This is a genomic window from Pseudomonas sp. JDS28PS106, from assembly GCF_036706555.1.
Lineage (GTDB): Bacteria > Pseudomonadota > Gammaproteobacteria > Pseudomonadales > Pseudomonadaceae > Aquipseudomonas.
In genome coordinates this window covers 78637-97678 of the sequence record NZ_JBAJGT010000015.1, presented here as the reverse complement: position 1 = coordinate 97678, position 19042 = coordinate 78637, and the positions used below count along the sequence as shown (strand labels likewise).

Sequence of the window (19042 nt, the reverse complement as noted above, 5' to 3'; positions counted from 1 at the left end):
TTCACCTCGCTGTAGGAGCCAGCTTGCTGGCGATAAAACGATCACGCTTTGGTATTGAGATAAGCGTCCATCTCAGCTTCCGGCACCATCCCCCCACCAGTGCCCCAGATCAAATGAATCGCGCCCTCGGGCAATCCGCGCGGCATGCCCAGCCGGTGGCGATAGCCCTGGCTCTCCTGCAGCACTCGTGCAAATCCCGGCGCGCCTGCCAGGGCCGAGGGTTCAAGCTTCAAGCCCTCGGTCTGATTCAGCAGCTGGAGCAGGCTGAACAACTCAGCGTCTGTGACTGTGTAGAAACCATCGAGCATCCGCTGCATCGAGCGTCCCACGAATCCTGAGGGCCGCCCGACGGCCAGACCATCCGCGGCGGTCTGGTTGCTGATGCCGAAGTCCTGAACCGCCAGCCCGTCGTGCAGGCCGGTGTACACGCCCATCAGCATGCACGGTGATTGGGTCGGTTCGGCGAAGATGCAGTGGACGTGATCGCCAAACGCCAGTTTCAGTCCGAATGCAATGCCGCCGGGACCGCCACCCACGCCGCAAGGCAGATAGACGAACAGTGGATGCTGCGCGTCGACCACCAGCCCCTGTTCGGCGAACTGGGCTTTCAGACGTTCACCGGCAACCGCGTAACCCAGGAACAGCGTTTTTGAGTTTTCATCGTCGACGAAGTGGCAGGTCGGGTCGTGACTGGCTTGCTCCCTGCCCTGCTCCACCGCCTGGCCATAGTCGCCGGCGTACTCGATCACGGTGACGCCGTGAGCCCGCAACTTATCCTTCTTCCACTGACGCGCATCGGCCGACATGTGCACTGTAGTAGCGAAGCCCAGACGCGCACCCGCGATACCGATGGACATGCCCAGATTGCCGGTACTGCCTACGGCGATCTTGTGTGCACGAAACAACGCCTGGCAGGGCTCCTGCGCAAGGAGGCGATAGTCGTCCGACTCTTTCAGCAAGCCGTGACGGATTGCCAGTTGCTCGGCATGGAACAGCACTTCATAGATCCCACCGCGGGCTTTCACCGAACCGGAGATCGGCAAGTGGCTGTCCTTTTTCAGCATCAGCCGCACCGGCGTATTGACGCTGTAGCGATGCCTCAGCGCCTCGGCAAATCGTGGCACGTCCACCAGCTCGGATTCGATGATGCCCTGGCTGGCGGCAACTTCTGGAAACGCCTCTGCCAAAAAAGGCGCAAAACGTTTCAAGCGCTCGCTGGCATAGTGGACATCCCCGGCAGTCAGTTCGATGTCATTCAAAGCATCGGCCAGAGGGGCGATCTGCGGGTTGAACCAGCTGACTTCCGTGCCTTGCAGCACAGGCCCCAGTAGCGGGAATTCGTGGGTCCATTCGGTCAGGCTTTTGCCATGGACGGAGTGGGACATAGGGTTTCTCCAGAAGCGGCCCGCAAACGAGCCGCGCAAAGACTGATGGCGATGCGATCAGACTGCCGGGCGGCCGTCGGTCACACTGGCGTAGTGGTCGGGACTGAGCGGCGGATGAGTCACCGGGGTCCACAAGTCGACTTCGCTACGGGCAAGCGCAGCCATGTCCGGACGCGGACGGCGCAGCTCATCGCTCGTTTCGCAGTGCGATTCGATAGCCCGCGCGGCAAGCAGCAACTCCAGGTCGCCGCGGAATTTACCGATCACCTGCATGCCGAACGGCATATCCAGATGGTCGACACCCATCGGCATCGACAAGGCCGGATTGGTCGCCAGGGTTACGACATAGGTCAGCGCCAGCCAGCGGTAGTAGTTCTCCAGCGCCACGCCGTTCACGCTTTCCAAATACGGCTGTTCCCAAGGGAAAGCCGACACCGGCGTGGTCGGAGACAGGATGAGGTCGTATTGGCCGAACAGCTTCTGGAAGCGGCGGAAAATACGCGTCTGCTCACCCCCGGCCCATACGCAATCCTTGAGGGACATGCGCGCGCCCATTTCGTAGTTGGCGCGAGGGTTCGGCCCGAGGGAGTCCGGATCCTTCTCGTAGGCAGCCTGCAAACTGCCGACGAAGGCTTCGGCCCGAACCACGTCGAAGCAACGATGAGCGTGCTGCATATCCACTTCGATTTCTTCGCAGCTGGCGAAGACACCCTTGAGGCTGGCGATCTTGTTACGGAACACCCGGCGAATGTCGTCGTCGACGTCACACACGCCGAAGTCTTCGGTGTAGCCCACCCGCAGGCGCGACAAGTCGACCGGCGCGCTGCCGCCCATGGACGCGGGCATCGCAAAGTCGTAACTGAGCGGATCGTTCGGGGCGACCCCGGCGGTCGCGGCCAGTTGCAGCCAGGTATCGGCGACGTCGCGGCCCATGGGACCGACTACCGAGATCGGCGTCCAGCCCAGCAGTTTGCGCTCGCTCGGCACCAGACCCGGCGAGGTGCGCAGCCCGACGATCCCGCACTTGGCCGCGGGAATGCGCAGCGAGCCGCCGGTGTCGGAGCCACTGCACAGCGGCACCATGTTGGCGGCCAGCGCGGCTGCCGCTCCGCCGGACGAGCCACCGGCATTGAGCCGTGGGTTGAACGGGTTGCCGGTCGCGCCCCAGACCGGGTTGCGCGTGTTGGCGCCCGCGCCCATCTCCGGCACGTTGGTCTTGCCGACCACGATCGCGCCGGCCGCGCGCAGACGCCGCACTAGCTCATTGTCCTGAGTCGGCACGTTGGAGCGAAACAGCGGCGAGCCATAGGTCGTCAGCACGCCTTCGGTTTCTTCGAGATCCTTGATGCCGATCGGCAGGCCGCTGAGCATGCCCCGCTCCTCGCCGCGCAGGATCGCCTTCTCGACGGCACGCGCTTCTTCCCGGGCACGCTCGAACGAGGTGGCGCAGAATGCGTTGATCTTCGGGTTGTACGTTTCGATGCGCGAGATGCACGCTTCGAGGACTTCAACCGGTGAAACCTCGCGTGAGTCCAGAAGTGACTTAAGTTCCACCGCGCCTTTATCGGCCAGTTCGTTGGGGCTGTGCATGACTTCGATCTCGCGCAGAAAAGTTGACGAAATAGTAAGAAGGCGCGACCGGGGGTCACAACCAACTTATTTAGAAAGCAGCCATGCCGTTTGAAGAACAGTCAGTTCAACTAAGCGCTGGCCGAAAGTATCGTTTTCATATGTTCGATGAAGGCGGTCATCGCCGGTGAAAGTTGCCGGCGCGCCAGGGTCTGGATTTCGATGGCCCTGTCGGTCTCGGCGATTTCCGAGAGTTCCAGCGCCTTGAGTTCATTGGCCTTCAGGCGATGCCGTACGAACAGTTCGCCAGTAAAAGTCACGGCGGTGCCGGAAATCGCGAACTGCACCAGGGTTTCCAGGTTCTCGGTGTCCAGTACGGTCTTGTAGACCAGCCCCGCCCGGCTGCAATAGATGTCGAGCAGTTCGCGCAACGTGGAGGAAGGGCCCGGCAGCGCGAGCGGGTAAGCGACAACGTCACTCAACGACACGTTGCGCCGGTTGGCCAGCGGGTGGTCCGGCGCGACCAGCGCCAGCAAGGGTGCCGGCTGGCTGTAGACCACGTTGATGTCCTTGACCGCGCCGAGGCTGAAGCAGAAGCCGATGTCGACCTGCGCTTCGCGTACCAGCCGGGTAACTTCCCGGGCGGATGCCACCTGAATTCGAAAGCTGCCCTGTATGCCCGCAGCCTGGAATCGGGCGATGGCATCCGGCAGACAATGGGACGCGAATCCCTGGGTGCACGCCAGTTTGATCAGGGACTCGGAGTCCTGTTGCAGCGCCTTGATCTCGTTGGTGACCAGCTCGGCATCCAGCAAGGTCCGGCGAGCGTAGCCGGCAAGCAGCTCACCGGCGGCGGTCAGCGCAACGCCCCGCGACTGGCGTTCGAACAACGGCGCTTGCAGTTCGCTTTCCAGCCTGCTGATCTGCCGGCTGATGGCCGAAGGGACGACATGCAGCCTGGCCGCCGCTTCACTGATGGACCCGCTGTTGACCACCTGGAGGAAGTAACGGACAGCGGTCTCACTGAGGATACGGGCGCTCATGGGCGAATGGCTCTCTGGATACGAAAGATCGCATTTTAGTCGAACCGTCCGGTGCATATTTCCCCCTTCTGCTGCCGCGCTGCGGCAGATCGCCAGCAAGCTGGCTCCCACGGCGCGTGAGTTGTAGGAGCCAGCTTGCTGGCGATAAACGAAAACGCGTTCGGCCTGGCGAATCGTGTAGCGTGTCAAGTCGCTGTTAGCTCCCCTCAGGCTTCGTGCGCGTTGGCCAGTTGCACGTCGCGGATCTTGCGAGCGCTGATGGTCAGGCTGACCAGGGTCGAAACCGCCACGGCGCCCAGCAGGAAAAGGAAGGCCGAGTCGTAGCTGTCGTAGTACGACACCAGAAAGCCGATCACCATGGGCGACACGAAACCCGCCGCCTGCCCGCCGAAGTTCACCATGCCGATGCCCGTGCCCACCAGGCGCTGGGAAAGGATCTTGGTCGGTAGCGCAAAGGCCGTGGCGAAGACAAAGGATTTGAAGAAGTAGGCAGCCGTCTGGTAGACGATGACCTGGGTCGTGCTCTGGCCCTGGTACATACCGTAGAGGAACACCCCGGTGAGCACGCAGCTGCCCATCATCAGGAATTTCTCCTTGCCGTCGAAAAAGCGTGTCATCAGCCAGCCACCCATCGCGGTCGCGACGCTGGCAGCAATGAACGGCAACGGCACCAGCATGCCGACGGTCTTGAGATCCAGGCCGCGGGCGGTCAGCAGGTACATCGGCATCCAGGCGTCCAGGCCTTTGTTGACCAGGCTCAGGCAGAACCAGACGATCACGATCTTCCACAGCGTCGGCATGCTCAACAGCTCCTTGACGCTGACCTTGGCCTTGAGGTCGGTGGCCTTGGGCTTCTCGTCGACCACCATGACGCTGCGGCGCACGGTCAGGGCATAGAACACCGCGAACACGATGCCCGCCAGTCCGATGGCCAGGAACACGTCGCGCCAGCCCAGCCACAGGATCAGCGGCGCGATGATCAGCGGAGCGACGAAGCTGCCCACATAGTTGGAGGAGATCATCAGCCCGGCCATTTTCGGGCGTTGCTCACGCGGGTAGATCTCCGCGACGCCTTTCATCGCCGACGACGGGTAGCTGCCCTCGCCAAGGCCGAACAGAAAGCGAATGATGAGCAGCGATGCCAGCGACCAGGCCAGACCGGTCATGACCGTGAACAACGACCAGAGGCCGATGGAAATGACGATGACCTTCTTGCTGCCGTACTTGTCGGCCAGCCAGCCGCCGGGGATCTGCATCGCGGCATAGCCAAGGTAAAACGCGCTGAGCACGACGCCCAGTTCCGCAGGGCCGACATTGAAGTCTTTACCGATATGCGCGAGCGCCAGCGAAATCGCGGTGCGGTCGATATAGGAAATCATGTACCCGAGATACAGCAGGGTAAAGACAAACGTCGGACTGCCCAGAAAACTTTTTACCTTCATTTCGTGTGCTCTGAATGATGGAAAGGCTCTTCTTGCAATCCATGTTGGTGAGCACGCGCGGGGCTAACAAGTGACAATTTCAGAGTGCTGAGTTGCTTAATAATCACAGCACGCCAATGGTGCGAAGGCACCTTATAAGGGCGCCTGAACGCCAATGAATACCGTCCCCACGACATATATTGGTGCAGATTTTCGAGCGCAGCCGCTTCATAAACGCAATGATCCGTACCCGAACTTTTTTTCATGAGCGCTCGCGGGCGCATCAGAAGAGGTGCCGATCTCGATCGCGCCGGTGACTACCAACAGCCTGCTCATGGCATTCGGTTTTCCGAACGACCGGGCGCCGGATATTCGGCTTCCCGGACGCGCAACCTGTCTGCAACCCCCCGTCGGCAGACAGAATCCCTTGAAAATCAATGGCCTGGTGATATCAGAGAGCCTGGCACGACTTCTGCTCTACACTGTCGTCGACAGCTTCAACACCAGCGCGTGTCTGGTGAGGCCGCCGTTGAAGCGTTACGCAGTGGTCCGTCCGATGGCGGCCAGATAAATAAAAAATGAAAATCGAGGATTCATCGATGCGCATCGTTCCCCAGTTGTTGGGCGCAGCAATCGCTGCCGCTCTGATTAGCACTCCAGTTATCGCTGAAGAACTGACCGGCACACTGAAGAAGATCAAAGAGTCCGGCACCATCACCCTCGGCCATCGGGACGCTTCGATCCCCTTCTCCTACATCGCGGATGCTTCCGGCAAGCCGGTCGGCTACTCCCACGACATCCAGCTGAAGATCGTCGAAGCCATCAAAAAGCAGCTCGACATGCCTGAGCTGAACGTCCGCTACAACCTGGTGACCTCCCAGACCCGCATCCCGCTGGTACAGAACGGCACCGTCGACGTCGAGTGCGGCTCCACCACCAACAACGCCGAGCGCGCCCAGCAGGTCGACTTCTCGGTCGGCATCTTCGAAATCGGTACTCGCCTGCTGTCCAAGAAGGACTCCAGCTACAAGGACTTCGACGACCTCAAGGGCAAGAACGTCGTGACCACCGCAGGCACCACGTCCGAGCGCATCATCAAGGCGATGAACGCCGACAAGCAGATGGGCATGAACGTGATTTCCGCAAAGGATCACGGCGAATCCTTCCAGATGCTGGAATCCGGCCGCGCCGTGGCGTTCATGATGGACGACGCGCTGCTGGCGGGTGAAATGGCCAAGGCCAAGAAGCCGGACGACTGGGCCGTGACCGGCACCGCGCAGTCCTATGAAATCTATGGCTGCATGGTCCGCAAGGGCGACGAAGCCTTCAAGAAAGCCGTGGACGACGCCATCGTTGCGACCTACAAGTCTGGCGAAATCAATACCATCTACAACAAGTGGTTCCAGTCGCCGATCCCACCGAAAGGCCTGAACCTGCAGTTCCCGATGAGCGACGAGCTCAAGAAGCTGATCGCCGAGCCTACCGACAAGCCGGCTCCCGACAAGAAAGCCTGATCCAGGAAGCCTCATCGGCTGAACTGATGGAGTCCGGACGAGCCCGCCTCGTCCGGACACTCCACGACGCAGTCGACCGACCGTGCAAGCATTTCGATACAACAAGAGGGGGAGACCCTGATGAATTACAACTGGGACTGGGGCGTGTTCTTCAAGTCCACCGGTGTCGGCAGCGAGACCTATCTGGACTGGTTCATTTCCGGTCTGGGCTGGACCATCGCCATTGCGGTCGTCGCCTGGATCATTGCGTTGATACTGGGCTCGGTGCTCGGCGTCATGCGCACCATGCCGAGCCGCCTGATCGCGGGTATCGCCACGGTTTACGTGGAAATTTTCCGAAATGTACCGCTGCTGGTGCAGCTGTTCATCTGGTACTTCCTGGTGCCGGATCTGCTGCCCGAGAACCTGCAGGAGTGGTACAAGCAAGACCTCAACCCGACGACCTCGGCATTCCTGAGCGTCGTGGTGTGCCTGGGCCTGTTCACTGCCGCGCGTGTCTGCGAGCAAGTGCGCACCGGCATCCAGGCGCTGCCCAAAGGTCAGGAGTCGGCCGCCCGCGCCATGGGCTTCCGCCTGCCGCAGATCTACTGGAACGTGCTGTTGCCGCAAGCGTACCGGATCATCATTCCGCCGCTCACCTCCGAATTCCTGAACGTGTTCAAGAACTCGTCCGTGGCTTCGCTGATCGGCCTGATGGAACTGCTGGCACAGACCAAACAGACTGCGGAATTCTCCGCAAACCTGTTCGAAGCCTTCACCCTGGCCACCCTGATCTACTTCACGCTGAACATGAGCCTGATGTTGCTCATGCGCCTGGTCGAGAAGAAAGTCGCAGTGCCCGGACTCATCTCCGTGGGAGGTAAATAATGGACTTCTCAGGAATCGTCCCGGCCATTCCCGGCCTGTGGAACGGCATGGTCATGACCCTCAAGCTGATGGCGATGGGTGTGATCGGCGGTCTCGTCCTCGGCACCATCCTGGCACTGATGCGCCTGTCTTCGAACAAGCTGCTGGCCAATATCGCCGGCGCCTACGTGAACTACTTCCGTTCGATCCCGCTGCTGCTGGTCATCACCTGGTTCTACCTGGCGGTGCCCTTCGTGCTGCGCTGGATCACCGGTGAGGACACGCCGGTCGGTGCGTTCACCTCATGCGTTGTGGCGTTCATGATGTTCGAAGCCGCCTACTTCTGCGAAATCGTGCGCGCCGGTGTGCAGTCGATCTCCAGAGGGCAGATGGGTGCCGCCCAGGCGCTGGGCATGACCTACGGTCAGATGATGCGTCTGATCATCCTGCCTCAGGCGTTCCGCAAGATGACCCCGCTGCTGCTGCAGCAGAGCATCATCCTGTTCCAGGACACCTCGCTGGTCTACACCGTGGGTCTGGTCGACTTCCTCAACGCCTCGCGCGCCAGTGGCGACATCATCGGTCGCGCCAACGAGTTCCTGATCGTCGCCGGTCTGGTCTATTTCACGATCAGCTTTGCCGCCTCGCTGCTGGTGAAGCGTTTGCAAAAAAGGTTCGCCGTATGATTTCCATCAAAAACGTCAACAAGTGGTATGGGGACTTCCAGGTACTGACCGATTGCAGCACCGAGGTCAGCAAAGGCGAAGTGGTCGTGGTCTGCGGTCCGTCCGGTTCCGGCAAGTCGACGCTGATCAAATGCGTGAACGCGCTCGAGCCCTTCCAGAAAGGCGACATCGTGGTCGACGGCACCTCGATCTCCGACTCCAAGACCAACCTGCCGAAACTGCGCTCGCGGGTCGGCATGGTGTTCCAGCATTTCGAACTGTTCCCGCACCTTAGCATCGTCGAGAACCTGACCATCGCGCAGATCAAGGTACTGGGCCGCAGCAAGGAAGAAGCCACCAAAAAAGGCTTGCAACTGCTGGATCGGGTCGGCCTGTCGGCCCACGCCAACAAGCATCCGGGCCAGCTCTCGGGTGGCCAGCAACAGCGCGTGGCGATCGCTCGCGCCCTGGCGATGGACCCGGTGGTGATGCTGTTCGACGAACCGACTTCGGCGCTCGACCCGGAAATGGTCAACGAAGTGCTCGACGTGATGGTGCAGCTGGCCCATGAAGGCATGACGATGATGTGCGTGACCCACGAAATGGGCTTCGCGCGCAAGGTCGCCAACCGCGTCATCTTCATGGACAAGGGACAGATCGTCGAAGACTGCGCCAAGGAAGAATTCTTCGGCGACGTGAGCGCCCGCTCCGAACGTGCCCAGCAGTTCCTCGCCAAGATTCTGCAGCACTAAACAGAGCTACATCTGAAAGCTACTCGCAGGATGCGGGTAGCTGTTCTGCTTAGGACGACTGTGATGAAATGCGACCCCTCTCTCTATCGCGCCGCGCCGCCATCACTTGCCGTGAAACCCCGTCTGATCCGCCAATTGTTCCTGCCGCCGCTGATCCTCATGTTGATGATCGGCCTGGGCTATGCCGCGTATCTGGTCAGCGAGCGCACCGGGATCAAGACCCTGGGCGAAAACGGCGAACGACAGCTGGAGCTGCACGCCCGCACGGTCGAAAGCGAGATCAACAAATACACCTATCTGCCGAGCGTGCTGGAGCTGGAGTCCAGCGTCTCGCAGCTGCTCAATTCCCCCGGTCCCGAGTTGCAGCGCGAGGTCAACAGCTACCTTGAGGGCCTGAATCGCCGCAGCCGCAGCCGGGCCATCTACGTGCTCGACACCACTGGCCGCGTGCTCGCCACCAGCAACTGGCGTGATGCCGACAGTTATCAGGGTGAAGATTTGTCCTTCCGCGCCTACTTTCAGGACGCGGTCCGCGGCCAGCCCGGCCGTTTCTACGGCATCGGCACCACGACCGGCGAGTCCGGCTACTACCTTGCCCATGGTCTGGAAGACAAAGGCCGGATCATCGGCGTCGCGGTGATCAAGGTACGCCTCGAAGCGCTGGAAGAGCGCTGGCAGCGCGCCCGCCTCGAAGCCTTCGTCAGTGACGAGAACGGCATCATCATTCTTTCCAGCGATCCGGCGCGGCGCCTCAAGTCGGTCCGGCCGCTGACCGATGACATCCGCGAACGCCTGGCCCGCAGCCTCCAGTACTACTGGTGGCCGCTCAACGAACTGGTGCCGCTGGAACGTGAAACCCTGGCCGAAGGCGTGGAAAAGCTGACCTTTCCGGCCAATGTCAGCGTCGACCGGGAGCACACGCAAGTCAGTTATCTGGCCCAGACCCGCCAGCTGAGCGATACGCCCTGGCACCTGACCCTTCTCACGCCGCTCGAAGACCTGCGCCGCGAGGCGGCAAGCCAGGGTATGCTGGTGGCCGTTGCCTGCGCATTGGTGGCGTTTTTGCTGATTGCCTGGAACGAGCGACGCAAGGTGCTTTCCACCCGCTTGGCAGCCCGCGAGGCGTTGCAGGCTGCCAACGATGAGCTGGAACGCAAGATCGCCGAGCGCACCGAGCACCTGCGCGCCAGCAACGAAAGACTCAAGGCGCAGATCCGCGAGAGACGGCAGGCCGAGGACACGTTGCGCAAGGCGCAGGACGAACTGGTTCAGGCGGGCAAGCTGGCCGCCATCGGGCAAATGTCCACCAGCATCGCCCATGAGCTCAACCAGCCGCTGGCGGCCTTGCGGACCTTGTCCGGCAATACCGTGCGCTTCATCGAGCGCGGCGCCCTGGATGTCGCCACTACCAACTTGCGCACGATCAATGATCTGGTTGACCGCATGGGCCGCATCACGGCCAGCCTGCGCGCCTTCGCGCGACGTGGCGACGACCGGGGGCAAGCGCAACTGAGCAAGGCGGTCGAGGCAGCGCTGCAGTTGCTGGCGGTCAGACTGGAGCAATCGGCGGTCACGCTTCATCAGGACTTTGCCGATGCAATGCTGGGCATTGACCAGACCCGCCTGGAACAGATTCTGGTCAACCTGATCGGCAACGCGCTGGACGCCATGGCCGCGCAGCCGCTTCCACAACTGAGTCTGGAGGGCGCCAGCGTCGAGGGACGTTACCAATTGCTGGTGCGCGACAACGGGCATGGCATCGACAGCGAAGCGCGCAAGCAGCTGTTCGAACCTTTCTTCACGACCAAGCCAGGTCAACAAGGGCTGGGACTGGGGCTGACACTGTCCGCCAGCCTTGCCGCGGCGGCCGGCGGCAGTCTCAACGCCGAACATCCGGACCAGGGCGGCTGCGTGTTCGTGCTCACCCTGCCGTTCGTCGATCCTTCTCCTTCCCGGCCCGGCCTGGCCGAGCCGACATGAGGCGTTACCCATGAGTATCAACAGCGACCTCACCGTTCTGATCGTCGAAGACGATCCCCACGTATTGCTGGGCTGCCAGCAGGCGCTGGCGCTTGAGGACATTGCCAGCGAAGGTGTCACCAGCGCCGAAGAAGCGCTCCAGCGGGTCGACGACAACTTCGCAGGCATCGTCATCAGCGACATTCGATTGCCAGGCATCGATGGCCTGGAATTGCTCAGCCGCCTCAAGGCCCGGGACAAGAGCCTGCCGGTGGTCTTGATCACCGGCCATGGCGACATCTCGATGGCGGTCAACGCGATGCGCGACGGCGCCTATGACTTCATGGAAAAGCCGTTCTCGCCGGAGCGACTGGTGGATGTCACACGCCGGGCACTGGAACAGCGCGGTCTGGCGCGGGAAGTCTGGGCATTGCGCAGACAGCTGGCCGAGCGCGATTCATTGCAGGGCAGAATCATCGGCCGCTCCCCGGCCATGCAGAACCTGCGGGCGCTGATCGCCAACGTCGCGGATACCTCGGCCAACGTACTGATCGAAGGCGAAACCGGCACCGGCAAGGAGCTAGTCGCGCGTTGTCTGCACGATTTCAGCCGCCGCAGCGGCAGTCAGTTCGTGGCGCTCAATTGCGGCGGGCTGGCCGAAAGCCTGTTCGAATCGGAAATCTTCGGCCATGAGGCCAATGCGTTCACGGGTGCCGGCAAGCGACGCATCGGCAAGATCGAGCATGCGCACAAGGGCACGCTGTTTCTCGACGAAGTGGAAAGCATGCCGATCAATCTGCAGGTCAAGCTGCTGCGGGTTTTACAGGAACGCACCCTGGAGCGACTGGGCTCGAACCAGAGCGTGGAGGTCGACTGCCGGGTCATTGCCGCCACCAAGTCCGATCTGAACGAGCTGAGCAAGACGGGGCAGTTCCGCAGCGACCTGAACTACCGGCTCAACGTGGTCACGCTGGAACTGCCGCCGCTGCGGGAGCGACGCGAAGACATCCTGCAACTGTTTGAGCACTTTCTGCAATTGTCGTCGCTGCGCTTCGACCGTGAGCCGCCGATGCTGGATCGCCAGACCCAATCGCAGTTGATGAGTCATGACTGGCCGGGCAACGTGCGCGAATTGCGCAACGTCGCCGAACGCTATGCCTTGGGACTCCCGGCGTTCAAGCAATCTGCAAGCGGCCAGGAAAGCGCAAGCCTGGGATTTGCCGAAGCGGTCGAGGCCTTCGAACGCAATCTGCTCGGCGAAGCCCTGCAACGCAGCGGCGGTAATCTCAGCCAGGCCAGCCAAGAGCTGGGCATGGCCAAGACCACCTTGTTCGACAAGGTCAAGAAGTACGGCCTGTGACTGGCCGCCCTCAATAGACTCGGAGTTGCTTTGTGGATTTAGTCTTGAAGGCCCTGTTGGGCGGAGCGGTCGTGGTGATCATGTCCATGCTCGCCAAAACCCGAAACTATTACATCGCCGGGCTGGTGCCGCTGTTTCCGACCTTCGCCCTGATCGCGCACTACATCATCGGTCGGGGCCGGTCGGTGGAAGACCTCAAAGCCACCGTCCTGTTCGGCATGTGGTCGATCATTCCCTACTTCCTGTACCTCGCCACGCTTTACCTGCTGGTCGATCGCCTGCGCCTGGAAACCTCCCTCGCCCTGGCCGTACTGGCCTGGCTGGTGGCGGCCTTCATTCTGGTGACGGTCTGGACGCGAGTGCACGCCTGAAATCCTGCCCGCAGCGTGTAGGAGCCAGCTTGCTGGCGATGGGTCCTGACGCGATCTGATTGACACACCGCGGCGGATCGCTGGCAAGCCAGCTCCTACGAAGAGCGCATGCCCGACCTCGGAAAACGCCTGATCACTTCGCTTCGGCAATGACCTGGCGAATCGCGCCGACGAAGACGTCGACCGGCTGGCCGCCCGATACAGCGTACTGATCGTTGAAGACGATGGTCGGCACCGAGCTCACGCCACGCGAAACCCATAGCTGTTCCGCCTCCCGCACGTCGGACGCGAACTCGTCGGAGTCGAGAACCTCCTGCGCGCGCATTCGGTCCAGCCCGACGCTCTGCGCCACGTCAGCCAGGGTACGGCGGTCGGAGGGGTCCTTGAGATCGGTAAAGTAGGCCTTGAACAGTGCCTCCTTCAGCGCGGGCTGGCGGCCTTCGAGCCCGGCCCAGTGCAGCAGCCGGTGTGCATCGAAGGTGTTGTAGATCCGCCGTTCGCCCTTGGCGAATTCGAATCCGGACTCCGCGCCACGCGCACGAATGACGTCCTGGTTGGCCTGGATCTGCTCCGGGGTGGAGCCGTATTTCTCGGCGATGTGTTCGATGATGTCCTGGCCTTCGGCCGGCATCTGAGGATTCAGCTCAAAAGGCTGAATGTGGATCTGCGCCCGGACTTCGTCGCCCAGCACCTCCAGCGCGTCATTCAAGGCACGCAAGCCGACTACGCACCACGGGCAAGAGACGTCGGACACAAAATCGATTTTCAAGGCGGTAGTCATGGAGTCCTCGCTCGTCTGGCAAAGACTCCACCATACACCCCTCCCTATGCCTTACAACCGCGCGACGTGACGATCGTCTTCGTGCTGCGCCTTGAGATACGGCAGTACCGCTCCCAGCAGCGGCGCCTTGAAGGCTTCCTGAAAACGATGGGCCAGCCCCGGAATAAGCTTGAGCTGGCTGCCGCGAATGTGCGCCGCTACATGTACGCCATGCATCACCGGCAACAGCGGGTCCGCCGTGCCGTGCACCACCAGCACCGGCAGGCGCAGACGATTGAGCAGCTCGACCCGGCTGGGCTCGGCCAGGATCGCCAGGATCTGCCGCTTAACGCCTTCCGGGTTGAAAGCCCGGTCGTAGGACAGCGCCGCCTGATGCAACAACTGTTGGCGATCGTCCTTGACCTGCGGGCTGCCCAGGGCGGCCAGCAGATCGGCCTGTTGTTCGAGCGCCAGTTCGCGGCTCGCCGCCCCGCGACGTGCCAGCAACTGCATCAGCGCGCTGGAGGGCATCGGCAAGCCTTGCGCGCCGGAACTTGTCATGATCAATGTCAGACTTTCGACCCGTTGCGGCGCCATGTCTGCCAGATGCTGGGCAATCATCCCGCCCATGCTGGCGCCCAATACGTGGAAGCGGCGAATCCGCAGAGCATCCATCAGGCCCAGTGCGTCATCCGCCATGTCGGTCAGCGAATAAGGCGCCGCAACCGGCAGGCCGAGCTTGTAGCGCAAGACTTCATAGGTGAGGTTGGCATCGGCAGGCGGCTGCACCCACGTGGACAAGCCGACATCACGGTTGTCGTAACGCAGCACCCGGTAACCCTGCTCGCATAAGGCGACCACCACTTCGTCCGGCCAGTGAATCAGCTGCCCGCCCAGCCCCATGACCAGCAACAGCGCCGGGTCGGACTCGCTGCCGATGCTCTGATAGGCCAGCCGTACATGTTCGACTTCGGCGGTTTGAGTGGGCACATCGACGCTGCATCGAGAGGCCGCAAAAGACGGCAAGCCGCACAAGAGCGCGGCCAGAAAGATAAAAACCCGCATTGAAAAACACCAACAAACAGATCCCCAGTGAGCGACGAGTCTGATGATGTTTTTTACAGCGCGCTGCCACACTTCGGTGACAGTTTGATGAATGGGGATCAGCGGTCGCCCGACGGTCTATCCATCAGGCGTCCAATGTTTCCGGCACCTCCTCACCCGTGTGCTCACTCGGCAGCGAACATGACCCCGCGAACCAGAGGTTTTCCCCGAAGCGCTCCTGCGCCAGGTCGAGTACTGCCAGCGCGGCACTCTGATCCTGCGTCCAGGTGTCGCCGGCGTTGGCGATGCCCAGCGAGAGAACCTTGTACGCCGGAAGGCGATCCAGGACGTGGGTCAGTTGCTCGGGCGTCAGCACCGGATCGAGGTGCAGCCCGGCCACTGGCAGCGACGCCACCAGCCCGAGGTTTTCCGGTACGACACCGAACTGCGCGGCGATGAGTTTCTTGAGCGGCGAATACTGGAGACTGTGGTAGGCACGCTCGAAGCCGGTCTTCCAGGCTTGCGGCAGATCGAGGCCCAGAATCGGCTCGTCGATCTGAATCCACTCCACCCCCAGGCCAGCGAGACGTCCCAGGACCTCGCCATAGACCGGCAACAGGCGGTCCAGCAGCTCGAGCCGGTCGAAACTTTCATCTTTCGCCTTGCCCAGCCACAGGTACGTCAGCGGGCCGATCAACACCGGCTTGACCTTGTGACCCAGCGCATGGGCCTGTTCAACGTCTTCGAACAATTGCTCCCAGCTCAGGCGAAAGCGCTGGTCGCAGGTGAATTCCGGGACGCAATAGCGAGCATCGCTGTCGAACCAGCGGGCTCGTTCGACCCGCGCGGCGCCGAACAGTGTGTCGAGGGTCGGCAGACCGGATTGCAAAGTGGTATCGATGAGCCCTTCAGGAATGACGCCGAATGTCAGGGATTGCACGAGAACCCGGTCGTACCACGCAAGATCTCCCGCCGCGACCAGTTCGATCCCCGACTCTTTTTGCGCCTGCCAATGGGCCGCCCGCAGCTGCCGGTCAATCGAGCGCAACGCTTGCTGACCCAGCTCGCCACGCCGGCAGGCGTCCAATGCGGTTCCCAGCTCACGCTCGATGTGGGCGGCGGAAATTCCGGGATTGTGAATCAGGGTCATGTTGCAGTCTCCATAAAATCAGGCGGGTATTGTCGACAGCGACCAGCCCATGAGACAAACTCATTCTTTTCGTGTTGATCTCAAATTTATTTCATGGAGCCCCGACGTTGCTGGAGATACGCCATCTCAAGACGCTGCATGCGTTGCGCGAAGCCGATTCACTCGTAGAAGCCGCCGAGCGTCTGCATCTGACCCAATCGGCGCTGTCGCATCAATTCAAGGAGCTGGAAGAACGCCTGGGCATGCCGCTCTTCGTGCGCAAGACCAAGCCGGTTCGTTTCACCAGCGCCGGCCTGCGCCTGCTGCAACTGGCCGACTCGATACTGCCGCAACTACGCGGCGCCGAGCGTGACATCGCTCGGCTGGCGGGCGGCACGGCCGGGCGCCTGCACATGGCAATCGAATGCCACAGTTGCTTTCAGTGGCTGATGCCAACCATCGATCAGTTTCGCGACGCCTGGCCTGAGGTCGAGCTTGATCTGACTTCAGGGTTCTCCTTCGCTCCCCTGCCCGCCCTGGCGCGCGGCGATCTGGATCTGGTGGTGACGTCCGATCCGCTTGAGTTGCCTGGCATTACCTATGTGCCCTTGTTCACCTACGAAGCGATGCTGGCGGTTGCCAACCAGCATGCGCTGGCAAACCGGCCGTACATAGTGCCTGAGGACCTGCTGACCGAAACCCTGATCACTTATCCGGTAGAACGCGACCGTCTGGATATCTTTACCCGATTTCTCGAACCGGCGGACGTCGAACCGGCCCAGATCCGCACCTCTGAACTGACGGTGATGATGATGCAACTGGTCGCCAGCGGACGCGGCGTGTGCGGAATGCCTCACTGGGCGCTGCACGAATACAGTTCGCGAGGCTACGTGAGGGGCAAGCGGCTGGGAGAGAAAGGGCTGTTCGCGACACTCTACGCGGCGATTCGCGCCGACATGCTCGACGCACCCTTCATGCGCGACTTCCTGTTGACGGCCAAGGACACGTCGTTCTCGACGCTGGACGGAGTGAGCGCGGTTCGCTGAGATCAGGTTCATCCCGACGCAGCGGGATGAACCTGTAACGTCAGATGGTTTCGGCGAGACGCTGGCGATACAGCGGCAGGATGACGTCACGGGTCAGGGGCGCGAGGTCCAGTTGCGGATGAGTATCCGCGCCCACCCAGACCACTTCTTCGATCTCGGCGCCGGCAACCACGGCATCGTCTGTCTGGATCCGGAACAGTTGGCAGAGCACTTCGAATCCGGCTTCATGGACCGCGGGAGCGCTGAACTCGCCGAGGAATTCGGCCTGCAGCGGATCGATGGCAAGGCCCAGTTCCTCGTCCAGTTCACGGGCCAACGCTTGCAGCGCCGGCTCCCCGGGCTCGATCTTGCCGCCGGGCTGCATGAACGCCTCGGTGCCGCGCTTGCGGACCAGCAGCGTCCGACCGTCCGGGCCGATCAGCAATGCCGCGGCGATGTGAATCACATTCATTCGAAAATCTCCGTCTTCAGCAGGCGCGATTCGTCCGCGCGTTCCAGTGCCAGCGTGATCAGACGATCAATCAGTGCCGGATAGGTCAGGCCGCTGGCTTGCCACAGCTTGGGGTACATGCTGATCGAGGTAAAGCCCGGCATGGTATTGACCTCGTTGATGATGATCCGATGATCATCGGTGACGAAGAAATCCACCCGTGACAGGCCTGCGCAACCCAGTACTCGATACGCCTGGAGCGCAACGTCACGCACCTGATCGCTGAGCTGTGCCGGCATGTCGGCGGGAATGGCAATGCGCGCCTGACCATCGTTCAGGTATTTGGTGTCGTAGGCGTAGAACTCATCATTGGCCACGACTTCACCGCATACGCTGACCTGCGGCTCATGGTTGCCCAGCACCGCGCATTCCACCTCATGGCCGACGATGCCCTGCTCGATCAGCACTTTGTGGTCGTATTCGAACGCCAGCGCCACTGCGGCATTCAGGCCCGCCTCATCGGTGACCTTGCTTACGCCGACCGACGACCCCTGGTTGGCTGGTTTGACGAACATCGGCAGACCCAACTGGGTGGCAAGCTCATCGAACTCGGCAGTCTGACCGCGAGTCAGCACCACGAACGGCGCGACCGCGATACCCGCATCGCGCAGCAGACGCTTGGTGACGTCCTTGTCCATGCAGGCAGCCGAGGCCAGCACATCAGGTCCGACACAAGGCGTCGCCACAAAGCGCAGCAGGCCCTGAAGGGCGCCGTCTTCACCGTAGGCGCCATGAATGAGCGGGAAAACCACGTCGACCCGGGCCAGCCGCTTGCCCGACTCGATTTCCATGAATTGAGCGCCGGCATCTCCCGGCAACAGCGCAAGAACCTTGCCGGCCGTGCTCAAGGAGATTCTGGCGGGGTCGGTCGGGTTGAGCAGATAGTCGCTTTCCTCGAATCGCAACCAGCGGCCCGACTTGTCGATGCCGATCAGCACCAGCTCATGGCTGTCACGGTCGATGGCGTTGATCACGTTGCGTGCCGATTGCAACGAAACCTCATGCTCGCTGGATTGCCCACCGAAAACGATAGCAACTGATTTTTTCAAAGCGGGTTCTCCTGTTTTTCAGGCCGCGAAGATAAAAGCAATTGCAGGGTCCAGTCCAGTGCACAAGCGGTCGTGCGCGTCTGGCAAAAAGAAAAATCCCGGCCGCATTGCTGCGAGCCGGGATCATGAGGCGCTTACTGAGCGGCGCCGCTGTCTTTTTTCACGCTGGAGCCGAACGTCGCGAAGCGCTTGTTGAAGCCCGCGATCCGACCTTCGGTCGTGGCCTTGCGCTGCAGCCCGGTGTACATCGGGTGGGAGGCGCTGGACACATCGAGCGCGACATAAGGATAGGTATTGCCGTCGGTATGTTCGTAAGTGCGATCAGTATCGACGGTGGAACCGATCAGGAAGAATGCGTCCGCAGCGGTGTCGTGGAACAGAACGGTGCGATACGCCGGGTGAATGCCAGGTTTCATGATGCCTCCAGATGACCTCTATCAGATTTGTTATACCATAACATAATGAAGCGCCATTGCTGCTATCACAGTTGATGAATCTGCTCATTGACGAACTTGATCGTCCCGCCGCTTGCGGCTATGGTTCGCCCTTTCCTGCCGGATGAGCGCACGTCCGGGCGGTCACGCGATTTCGACGCATGGCGTCTTCAGGCTCCAGGCGACCAGCGTTTCGGCACCGGAG

The 19042-nt window shown here is 61.4% G+C and carries 17 protein-coding genes and 1 pseudogene; 8 read left to right on the top strand and 10 right to left on the bottom strand.

Annotated elements, in window-relative coordinates:
• Nucleotides 1-41: 41 nt before the first annotated feature.
• From dsdA to TRP66_RS20375, 4 genes are all read right to left on the bottom strand, one after another.
• The gene (dsdA, locus tag TRP66_RS20390) at nucleotides 42-1385 is read right to left on the bottom strand and encodes a D-serine ammonia-lyase (protein WP_333406505.1); all 1344 of its coding nucleotides are present in this window, start codon (nucleotides 1383-1385) and stop codon (nucleotides 42-44) included.
• A gap of 57 nt (nucleotides 1386-1442) precedes the next feature.
• The gene (locus TRP66_RS20385) at nucleotides 1443-2975 is read right to left on the bottom strand and encodes an amidase (protein ID WP_333406503.1); all 1533 of its coding nucleotides are present in this window, start codon (nucleotides 2973-2975) and stop codon (nucleotides 1443-1445) included.
• Nucleotides 2976-3085: 110 nt separating this feature from the next.
• Complete coding sequence (locus TRP66_RS20380) at nucleotides 3086-3997, bottom strand: LysR family transcriptional regulator (RefSeq protein ID WP_333406501.1); 912 nt, start codon at nucleotides 3995-3997, stop codon at nucleotides 3086-3088.
• 206 nt (nucleotides 3998-4203) lie between these two features.
• Nucleotides 4204-5439, bottom strand: a complete 1236-nt coding sequence (locus TRP66_RS20375) for an MFS transporter (protein ID WP_333406499.1) — start codon at nucleotides 5437-5439, stop codon at nucleotides 4204-4206.
• 578 nt (nucleotides 5440-6017) lie between these two features.
• Between TRP66_RS20375 and TRP66_RS20370 the strand changes: the two genes are divergently transcribed.
• The 7 genes from TRP66_RS20370 to TRP66_RS20340 all read left to right on the top strand — a co-directional run bounded on the left by TRP66_RS20370 (nucleotide 6018) and on the right by TRP66_RS20340 (nucleotide 12885).
• Entirely contained in the window at nucleotides 6018-6932 is a 915-nt protein-coding gene (locus tag TRP66_RS20370; protein WP_333406497.1) for a glutamate/aspartate ABC transporter substrate-binding protein, read from the top strand.
• A 120-nt stretch (nucleotides 6933-7052) separates the two neighbouring features.
• Complete coding sequence (locus TRP66_RS20365; RefSeq protein ID WP_333406495.1) at nucleotides 7053-7799, top strand: amino acid ABC transporter permease; 747 nt, start codon at nucleotides 7053-7055, stop codon at nucleotides 7797-7799.
• The gene (locus TRP66_RS20360) at nucleotides 7796-8464 is read left to right on the top strand and encodes an amino acid ABC transporter permease (RefSeq protein ID WP_333406538.1); all 669 of its coding nucleotides are present in this window, start codon (nucleotides 7796-7798) and stop codon (nucleotides 8462-8464) included. Before TRP66_RS20365 ends, TRP66_RS20360 begins: the two co-directional genes overlap by 4 nt.
• Nucleotides 8461-9195, top strand: coding sequence for an amino acid ABC transporter ATP-binding protein (locus TRP66_RS20355; RefSeq protein ID WP_333406493.1), 735 nt, complete (start codon nucleotides 8461-8463; stop codon nucleotides 9193-9195). The genes TRP66_RS20360 and TRP66_RS20355 overlap by 4 nt, the downstream gene beginning before the upstream one ends.
• 63 nt (nucleotides 9196-9258) lie before the next feature.
• A complete protein-coding gene (locus TRP66_RS20350; protein ID WP_333406491.1) occupies nucleotides 9259-11175 on the top strand; it encodes a sensor histidine kinase in 1917 nt (638 codons plus the stop codon).
• A gap of 10 nt (nucleotides 11176-11185) precedes the next feature.
• Nucleotides 11186-12514 (top strand): sigma-54-dependent transcriptional regulator, encoded by a 1329-nt coding sequence (locus tag TRP66_RS20345; RefSeq protein WP_333406489.1) that lies wholly within the window; start codon nucleotides 11186-11188, stop codon nucleotides 12512-12514.
• 32 nt (nucleotides 12515-12546) lie between these two features.
• Nucleotides 12547-12885, top strand: a complete 339-nt coding sequence (locus tag TRP66_RS20340; protein ID WP_333406488.1) for a GlpM family protein — start codon at nucleotides 12547-12549, stop codon at nucleotides 12883-12885.
• Nucleotides 12886-13018: 133 nt separating this feature from the next.
• On the opposite strand, the gene TRP66_RS20335 is transcribed toward TRP66_RS20340, so the two are convergent.
• From TRP66_RS20335 to TRP66_RS20325, 3 genes and pseudogenes are all read right to left on the bottom strand, one after another.
• The gene (locus TRP66_RS20335) at nucleotides 13019-13666 is read right to left on the bottom strand and encodes a DsbA family oxidoreductase (RefSeq protein WP_333406486.1); all 648 of its coding nucleotides are present in this window, start codon (nucleotides 13664-13666) and stop codon (nucleotides 13019-13021) included.
• 51 nt (nucleotides 13667-13717) lie between these two features.
• Entirely contained in the window at nucleotides 13718-14710 is a 993-nt protein-coding gene (locus TRP66_RS20330) for an alpha/beta fold hydrolase (protein ID WP_333406484.1), read from the bottom strand.
• A gap of 172 nt (nucleotides 14711-14882) precedes the next feature.
• Nucleotides 14883-15839: pseudogene (locus tag TRP66_RS20325) on the bottom strand (5-methyltetrahydropteroyltriglutamate--homocysteine S-methyltransferase); the annotation flags it as partial.
• A gap of 107 nt (nucleotides 15840-15946) precedes the next feature.
• Between TRP66_RS20325 and metR the strand changes: the two are divergent.
• Nucleotides 15947-16864: a transcriptional regulator MetR gene (gene metR, locus TRP66_RS20320; RefSeq protein WP_333406482.1), complete on the top strand. Its 918-nt coding sequence runs from the start codon at nucleotides 15947-15949 to the stop codon at nucleotides 16862-16864.
• A 40-nt stretch (nucleotides 16865-16904) separates the two neighbouring features.
• On the opposite strand, the gene TRP66_RS20315 is transcribed toward metR, so the two are convergent.
• The 3 genes from TRP66_RS20315 to TRP66_RS20305 form a co-directional block, all read right to left on the bottom strand.
• Nucleotides 16905-17315 (bottom strand): NUDIX hydrolase, encoded by a 411-nt coding sequence (locus TRP66_RS20315; RefSeq protein ID WP_333406480.1) that lies wholly within the window; start codon nucleotides 17313-17315, stop codon nucleotides 16905-16907.
• A complete protein-coding gene (ddlA, locus tag TRP66_RS20310; protein ID WP_333406478.1) occupies nucleotides 17312-18403 on the bottom strand; it encodes a D-alanine--D-alanine ligase in 1092 nt (363 codons plus the stop codon). Before ddlA ends, TRP66_RS20315 begins: the two co-directional genes overlap by 4 nt.
• Nucleotides 18404-18537: 134 nt before the next feature.
• Nucleotides 18538-18819 carry a type B 50S ribosomal protein L31 gene (locus tag TRP66_RS20305; protein ID WP_333406475.1) on the bottom strand — a complete coding sequence of 94 codons (282 nt, stop codon included), beginning with the start codon at nucleotides 18817-18819 and terminating at the stop codon, nucleotides 18538-18540.
• Between the last annotated feature and the right edge of the window lie 223 nt (nucleotides 18820-19042).

Bases quoted from the DNA above. Each gene is read 5' to 3' on its own strand.
- dsdA (WP_333406505.1), bottom strand. From the start codon at position 1,385: ATGTCCCACTCCGTCCATGGCAAAAGCCTGACCGAATGGACCCACGAA.
- TRP66_RS20385 (WP_333406503.1), bottom strand. From the start codon at position 2,975: ATGCACAGCCCCAACGAACTGGCCGATAAAGGCGCGGTGGAACTTAAG.
- TRP66_RS20380 (WP_333406501.1), bottom strand. From the start codon at position 3,997: ATGAGCGCCCGTATCCTCAGTGAGACCGCTGTCCGTTACTTCCTCCAG.
- TRP66_RS20375 (WP_333406499.1), bottom strand. From the start codon at position 5,439: ATGAAGGTAAAAAGTTTTCTGGGCAGTCCGACGTTTGTCTTTACCCTG.
- TRP66_RS20370 (WP_333406497.1), top strand. From the start codon at position 6,018: ATGCGCATCGTTCCCCAGTTGTTGGGCGCAGCAATCGCTGCCGCTCTG.
- TRP66_RS20365 (WP_333406495.1), top strand. From the start codon at position 7,053: ATGAATTACAACTGGGACTGGGGCGTGTTCTTCAAGTCCACCGGTGTC.
- TRP66_RS20355 (WP_333406493.1), top strand. From the start codon at position 8,461: ATGATTTCCATCAAAAACGTCAACAAGTGGTATGGGGACTTCCAGGTA.
- TRP66_RS20350 (WP_333406491.1), top strand. From the start codon at position 9,259: ATGAAATGCGACCCCTCTCTCTATCGCGCCGCGCCGCCATCACTTGCC.
- TRP66_RS20345 (WP_333406489.1), top strand. From the start codon at position 11,186: ATGAGTATCAACAGCGACCTCACCGTTCTGATCGTCGAAGACGATCCC.
- TRP66_RS20335 (WP_333406486.1), bottom strand. From the start codon at position 13,666: ATGACTACCGCCTTGAAAATCGATTTTGTGTCCGACGTCTCTTGCCCG.
- TRP66_RS20330 (WP_333406484.1), bottom strand. From the start codon at position 14,710: ATGCGGGTTTTTATCTTTCTGGCCGCGCTCTTGTGCGGCTTGCCGTCT.
- TRP66_RS20315 (WP_333406480.1), bottom strand. From the start codon at position 17,315: ATGAATGTGATTCACATCGCCGCGGCATTGCTGATCGGCCCGGACGGT.
- TRP66_RS20305 (WP_333406475.1), bottom strand. From the start codon at position 18,819: ATGAAACCTGGCATTCACCCGGCGTATCGCACCGTTCTGTTCCACGAC.